Origin of the sequence: Azospirillum formosense, assembly GCF_013340925.1 — a bacterium.
In the GTDB taxonomy this organism is placed as follows: Bacteria; Pseudomonadota; Alphaproteobacteria; order Azospirillales; family Azospirillaceae; genus Azospirillum; species Azospirillum formosense.
Genome location: NZ_WHOR01000314.1, coordinates 1 through 6104, shown reverse-complemented (window position 1 = coordinate 6104; position 6104 = coordinate 1). Strand labels below are relative to the sequence as shown.

Annotated in this window: 8 protein-coding genes; 2 read left to right on the top strand and 6 right to left on the bottom strand. The window is 70.0% G+C overall.

The window, feature by feature from the left end; genetic code table 11:
* On the top strand, positions 1-481 hold a 481-nt coding region (locus tag GBZ26_RS25980; protein ID WP_174441314.1), incomplete at its 5' end, for an ABC transporter permease.
* Here the strand turns inward: GBZ26_RS25980 and arsB are convergent.
* Both arsB and arsC read right to left on the bottom strand, forming a co-directional pair.
* On the bottom strand, positions 478-1557 hold the full coding sequence (gene arsB, locus GBZ26_RS25975; protein WP_246654159.1) for an ACR3 family arsenite efflux transporter: 1080 nt from the start codon (positions 1555-1557) through the stop codon (positions 478-480). The two genes, GBZ26_RS25980 and arsB, sit on opposite strands and share 4 nt — an antisense overlap.
* On the bottom strand, positions 1554-2006 hold the full coding sequence (gene arsC / locus GBZ26_RS25970; RefSeq protein WP_174441313.1) for an arsenate reductase (glutaredoxin): 453 nt from the start codon (positions 2004-2006) through the stop codon (positions 1554-1556). The genes arsB and arsC overlap by 4 nt, the downstream gene beginning before the upstream one ends.
* 125 nt (positions 2007-2131) lie before the next feature.
* Between arsC and GBZ26_RS25965 the strand changes: the two genes are divergently transcribed.
* On the top strand, positions 2132-2467 hold the full coding sequence (locus tag GBZ26_RS25965; protein ID WP_174441312.1) for an ArsR/SmtB family transcription factor: 336 nt from the start codon (positions 2132-2134) through the stop codon (positions 2465-2467).
* Between the two features lie 7 nt (positions 2468-2474).
* On the opposite strand, the gene GBZ26_RS25960 is transcribed toward GBZ26_RS25965, so the two are convergent.
* The 4 genes from GBZ26_RS25960 to GBZ26_RS25945 form a co-directional block, all read right to left on the bottom strand.
* Positions 2475-3245 carry a GntR family transcriptional regulator gene (locus tag GBZ26_RS25960; protein ID WP_174441311.1) on the bottom strand — a complete coding sequence of 257 codons (771 nt, stop codon included), beginning with the start codon at positions 3243-3245 and terminating at the stop codon, positions 2475-2477.
* Positions 3246-3330: 85 nt separating this feature from the next.
* A complete protein-coding gene (locus GBZ26_RS25955; protein WP_174441310.1) occupies positions 3331-4602 on the bottom strand; it encodes a TRAP transporter large permease in 1272 nt (423 codons plus the stop codon).
* Positions 4603-4631: 29 nt separating this feature from the next.
* Positions 4632-5240, bottom strand: coding sequence for a TRAP transporter small permease (locus GBZ26_RS25950; protein ID WP_174441309.1), 609 nt, complete (start codon positions 5238-5240; stop codon positions 4632-4634).
* Positions 5241-5254: 14 nt separating this feature from the next.
* On the bottom strand, positions 5255-6104 hold an 850-nt coding region (locus GBZ26_RS25945), incomplete at its 5' end, for an amidase (protein ID WP_174441308.1).

The window sequence follows — 6104 nt, the reverse complement described above, 5'->3', positions numbered from 1 at the left end:
GCTGCACGGTTTTCCCGAGCTGTCGCTCGCCATCGTCGCGTCCGCACTGCTGGGTCCGGGCACGGAGGCCGTGGTGCTGACGCTCGCCCTGGCGGCGTGGCCCTCGCAGGTTCGCTGGTGCCGGGCGCTGGCCCTGTCGAACCGCACCGCCGAACATGTGCGGGCCGCCGCCGCCCTCGGCGCGGGGCCGCTGCACACGGTCGGCCGTCATCTCCTGCCGGCGGTCGCCGGCCCGGTCGCCATCCGCGCCGCCCTGTCCATCGGACCGGTCATGGTGGCGGAGGCGACGTTGAGCGGCCTGGGGCTGGGCATCCAGGAGCCTTCGGTGTCGCTGGGCACCCTGATCCGCGACGGGCTGACCAACCTCCGCGACGCCCCCCACCTGATCGCCGCGACGACGGTCACCGTCGCCGTCATCGCGCTGGCCGTCAACCTGCTGGCCGAGGGGCTGCGCGAGGGCCTCGACCCGCGGCGGCGTTAAGGGGTCGCGGCGCCGCCGCGCTCGTACCAGCCGCGGGTGCGCTTGACGATGCGGACCACCGACAGCATCACCGGCACCTCGACCAACACGCCGACCACGGTGGCCAGCGCGGCGCCGGAGCCCAGCCCGAACAGGCTGATGGCAGCGGCCACCGCCAGCTCGAAGAAGTTCGAGGCGCCGATCAGCGCCGCCGGAGCGGCCACGCACCAGGCCACGCCGAACCGGCGCGACAGCCAGTAGGCCAGCCCCGCGTTGAGATAGACCTGGATCAGGATCGGCACGGCCAGCAGCAGGATGACCAGCGGCTGCGCCAGGATCGCCTCCCCCTGGAAGCCGAACAGCAGGACCAGCGTGGTCAGCAGGGCCAGCAGCGACAACGGCTGAAGCACGCCCAGCGTCCGCGTCAGCGCCCTCTCCCCACCCGACGCCAGCAGGCCGCGCCGCCAGAGCTGGGCCGCCGCCACCGGGATGACGATGTAGAGCAGCACCGACAGCAGCAGCGTGCCCCACGGCACGGTGATCGAGGCGACCCCGAGCAGCAGGCCGACCAGCGGCGCGAAGGCGAAGACCATGATGAGGTCGTTCAGCGCCACTTGGCTCAGCGTGTAGTGGGGCTCCCCCTCGCACAGGTTGGACCAGACGAAGACCATGGCCGTGCAGGGTGCGGCGGCCAGCAGGATCAGCCCGGCGATGTAGGAGGGAATCTGGTCCTGCGGCAGCAGCGGCGCGAACAGATGGCCGATGAACAGGCTGCCCAGAAGCGCCATGGAGAAGGGCTTGACCGCCCAGTTGATGAACAGCGTCACGCCGACGCCGCGCCAATGCTCCCTCACCCGGCCCAGCGCGCCGAGGTCGATCTTCAGCAGCATCGGCACGATCATCAACCAGATCAGCACCGCCACCGGCAGGTTGACCTGGGCCACCTCCGCCGCCGCGATCGCCTGGAACAGGCCCGGCGCCACGGAACCGAGCGCGATGCCCGCAACGATGCACAGGGCCACCCAGACGCTGAGGTAGCGCTCGAACAGGCCCATCGCCGGACGGGGGGCCGGCTCCCGATGGACGTCCGCGGTCATGCCGGGCCATCCTGCCGGCGGGCATGGCCGACGCGCTGTCCGGCACCGTCCACCACCGCCTCGCCGTCCTCCTTGGCGAAGGCGCCGCGCTGCGGGTCGGGGAGGATGCCCAGGACCAACTCGGACGGGCGGCACAGCCGCACGCCGAGCGGCGTCACGACGATCGGCCGGTTGATGAGGATGGGATGGGCGATCATGGCGTCGAGAAGCCGGTCGTCATCGAGCGCCGGGTCGTCGAGGCCGAGGTCCGCGTAGGGCGTGCCCTTCTCGCGCAGGACCGCGCGCACCGGCACGCCCATGCGGAGGATGAGATCGGCGAGGTCGGCGCGGCTCGGCGGCGTCTTCAGATACTCGACGACGACCGGCTCGACGCCGCTGTTGCGGATCATGGCCAGCGTGTTGCGCGAGGTGCCGCAATCCGGGTTGTGGTAGATGGTGATGGCTGTCATGGGAATGTCCGCCGGGGCCGTTGGAGGCTTCATATTTCCATATTTTTCGAAATATGGAACAGTGAATTCATGCGCCACCGGCGGCGTCCTTGCTGACGGGGTGCCCGTCCGATAGGCTGCGCCCCATGAACGTCAAGGATGTCATCGCCGGGCTGGGAGCGCTGGCGCAGGAGCACCGGCTGGCGGCGTTCCGGGAACTGGTGCAGCAGGGGCCCGACGGTCTGCCGGCGGGCGTGCTGGCGGAACGGCTTGGCCTCGCCCCGGCGACGCTGTCGTTCCACCTCTCGCAACTGAGCAACGCCGGGCTCGTCGCGTCGCGCCGCCGGGGACGGCTGATCATCTACAGCGTCGATGTCGGGCGCTTCCAGGCGCTGCTCGGCTTCCTGACCGAGAATTGCTGCCAGGGGAACGCGGACCTCTGCCAGCCGCGTCCCGGCGGCTGTGCGCCCGAAAGCGACTGAGGCGAAGTCAGCGCCGCTGCAGCGACATGGTGTAGCGGAAGCCGGCGCCCAGATGGGTGTTGACGGCGATCTCCACCAGACGCCCGTCGTCGGTGAAATAGCGCCGGGTGATGACGAGGATCGGCGACTGCGGCGGGACATGCAGGCGCGAGGCGACGTTGAGGCTGGCCGGGGCGGCCTCGATGTCCTGCATCACCTCGGCGATGCGGACGCCGTAGCGCTGCTCCAGCACCGTGTAGATGGCGTACTGCACCACGTCCAGGTTGCGCACCACGTCGGAGAAGGCGGCGTCGATGTAGACCTCGACGTAGGAGAAGGGCTCCGACGTCTCGCGGGTGCGGCGCAGCGCGCTGACGCGGAACCACTGCGTGTCCGGGCGACAGCCCAGCCGGCCCGCCAGTTCCTCCTCCACGATGATGCGGTCCACCGAGAGGATTTCCAGCCGGGTCGAGGTGGCGTACTGCACCAGCTCGTCCAGGGAACTGATCGAATTGACGAAGCGCCCGTCGGCGCGGCGCGCCGCCAGGACCGAACCCGATCCCTGGCGGCGCAGGATGTAGCCCATCTCCTGAAGCCGGCGCAGCGCCTCGCGCACCGTGTGGCGGCTGACGGCGAAGCGGCTGCACAGCTCCTGCTCGGTCGGCAGGCGGTCGCCGACGGCGTAGGCGCCGGCGTCGATCTCCTCCAGCAGGCTGCGGACGATCTCCTGGTAGAGCGGGGTTTCCGCCCGCTCCGCCGCGCCGCTGCTTTCCTTCAGACTGTCCGCTTCGTCCGACATCGCATCCCTCATGATGCCGGAAGATGGACGAGCCGGGGCGCCGTTGCAACCGGCGTACGAGGATGATCCGCGCGGGGACGTCCGCTTACGTCAGCAGGACCAGCGACAGGGCCGGGACGGCGTTGATGACGACCAGCGCCACCAGCCGCATCCCGTAGAAGGGCAGCACGCCCTTCACCAGGGAGTGGAGCGGCATCTTGGTGATGCGGCTCATCACGAACAGGTTCAGCCCAACCGGCGGCGTCAGGGTCGCCACCTCGACCAGCGCGGTCATGATGACGGCGAAATGGATCGGGTTCACCCCCACCGCCTGCGCCATCGGGAACAGGATCGGCGCCAGCAGCACGATCATCGACACGCCGTCCAGGAACATGCCGATGACGAGCAGCAGCAGGTTGACCGCCAGCAGGAACTCGAAGGGGGAGACCTGCGCCTCCTTCAGCATCGCGGTCAGTTCGGCGGACAGGCCGAGGCGGGTCAGCACCGCGGTCAGCAGTCCGGAGCCGAGCAGCACGCCGTAGATCATCACGGTCTGGAGGACCGACTCCCGCGCCGTCTCCCACACCGCGACGAGGTTGGCGGTGCGGTAGACCACCGTCACCAGGACGACCGCGTAGATGGCGGCCAGCGCCGACACCTCGGTCGGGGTGAACCAGCCCATGTAGATCGTGCCGATGATGAGCACCGGCATCATCAGCGCGCCGGCCGCACCCGGCAGGCGCTGGCCGAAGCCCTTCCAGTCCGGACGCTCGCCGACATGGCCGTAGCCGTTGATCCGGCTGACGATCAGCGTGGTGAGGCCGAGCAGGAACGCCTCGAACAGGCCGGGCACGATGCCGGCGATGAACAGGTCGGTGATCGGCAGCCCGACGATGGAACCGATCAGGATGAAGGTCAGCGACGGCGGGATCATCAGCCCCAGCGTGCCGCAGACCGCCACCAGCGAGGCGGCGAAGCGGGGCGGATAGCCCTCCTTCGGCATCAGCTTCACCGCCGCCGGGCCGAGCGCCACGGCGCAGGCCACCGACGAGCCGTTGACCGCGGCGAAGAACACGCTGGACATGGCCAGCGCCAGCGCGATGCCGCCGCGGAAGTAGCGGATGATCGTCCCGACCAGCTCCAGGATGACCAGCGCGAGGTTGCCGCGCGACATCAGGTTGCCGGCGAAGATGAAGAACGGGATGCAGACCAGCGCGTATTTGTCCACGGAATCCCAGGCCATCTGCGCGACCAGGACGACCGGGATGTTGAAATTGAAGGTCAGCAGGCCGACCGCGATGACGCCCAGCGCCAGGGCGATGTGCACGCCCGCCGCCACGAAGAACAGCAGGCTGACGACGGCAACGATGGTGGTCATGGTGTTTCCTCCCTTGTTTCAGCCGTCGTTCAGAGATTCTCGCCCTCGGCGGGCGGGTCGGGGTCGTGGCCGCGCAGCAGCAGGATGATGTTGCCGACGAAGGCGAAGCCGTAGAGCAGCCCGCCCAGCGGCAGCACCAGGCGGACCGTCCACAGCGGCAGGTCGAGGTTGGACTCGGTGAACATGCCGATGGCCTGGAGATGCGCGACCTCCTGGTATCCGGCAATCACCAGAAGCACGCTGAAGGCCAGCCCGATCAGGCTGTTGAGCCAGGCAAAGGCCAGCCTCACCCGGTGCGGCATCATGTTGAGCAGCAGATCCATGCGGATGTAGTGGCCGTGCCGCGTGCCGACGCCCAGCGACAGGAGCACGCTCCACACCACCAGGAAGCGGACCAGCTCCTCCGCCCACCAGTGGCTTTCCGACAGGAGGGAGCGGCTGGACGCCTCGTAGAACATGAAGCCGATGGCCGCCATCATCAGGATCGTGGCGACGTTCAGGAGGATGCGGTCCTCGATGAAGCTCCACCAGCCCGGCAGGCCGCGCCCCGGCGGCAGAGCGTCCGTCGCCTGGGTGTGGGGGGCCGCGGAGGGCGCCCCGGTGGTCGCCGCGGAGGTCAATGTATCGGTTCCCGGCATGGGTGGAACTCCCTTCACGAGAAGACCTGTGTCTGGGGGACGCGGCTCAGCCAGCCGGCGGCGCGCTCGTAGGCGTCGGCGATGCGCAGCAGCGTGGCCTCCGCCTGAGGGCGTCCGATGAGCTGCATCGCGACGGGCATGCCGTCCGGATCGAAGCCGGCGGGCGTGACGAGCGCCGGCAGGCCGAGGTAGGAGACCGGACGGGTCAGCGCCGCCACCCCGGCAACCACCGCGGCCATCGCCGGCCCGGCGCCCACGTCGGTCTGCGCGGCGGTCGGCACCCGGCTGCGCAAAGCGGGAACGAACAGCGCGTCGCACTGGGCGAAGGGGCCGTCGATCATCGCCCGCAGATGAAGCGCGCGAAGCTGCTTCGCCTGAAGGTAGGAGGCCGCCGGCACCATCAGCCCCTGCAGAAGCCGCGCGCGGACCTGCGGACCGTAGTCCTGTGGGCGCTCGCGCAGCCAGGGCGCATGGACGGCCGCCGCCTCCGGCGTGAAGACGAGGTTGGCGAGGTCGCCGTAGGGCTCGTGGTCCGGGATGTCCACCTCCACGACGCGGGCGCCGGCGCGCTCCAGCACCGCCCGCGCCTGCTCCAGCGCGGCGGCCACGGCGGGGTCCAGACCGTCGTAGTAGAATTGGCGCGGGATGCCCAACCGCAGCCCCTCGACCCCCTGGCCGATGGCGTCCGCGGCGTCCGTCCGCCCGGTGATCACCGAGAACAGCGTCGCCGCGTCCTCCGCGCTGCGCGCCAGCGGCCCGACGCAATCCAGGCTTTCCGACAGCGGCATCACGCCGTCCATCGGCGTCGCCCCCTGCGTCGGCTTCAGCCCGACCACGCCGCACAGCGCCGCCGGAAGCCGCACC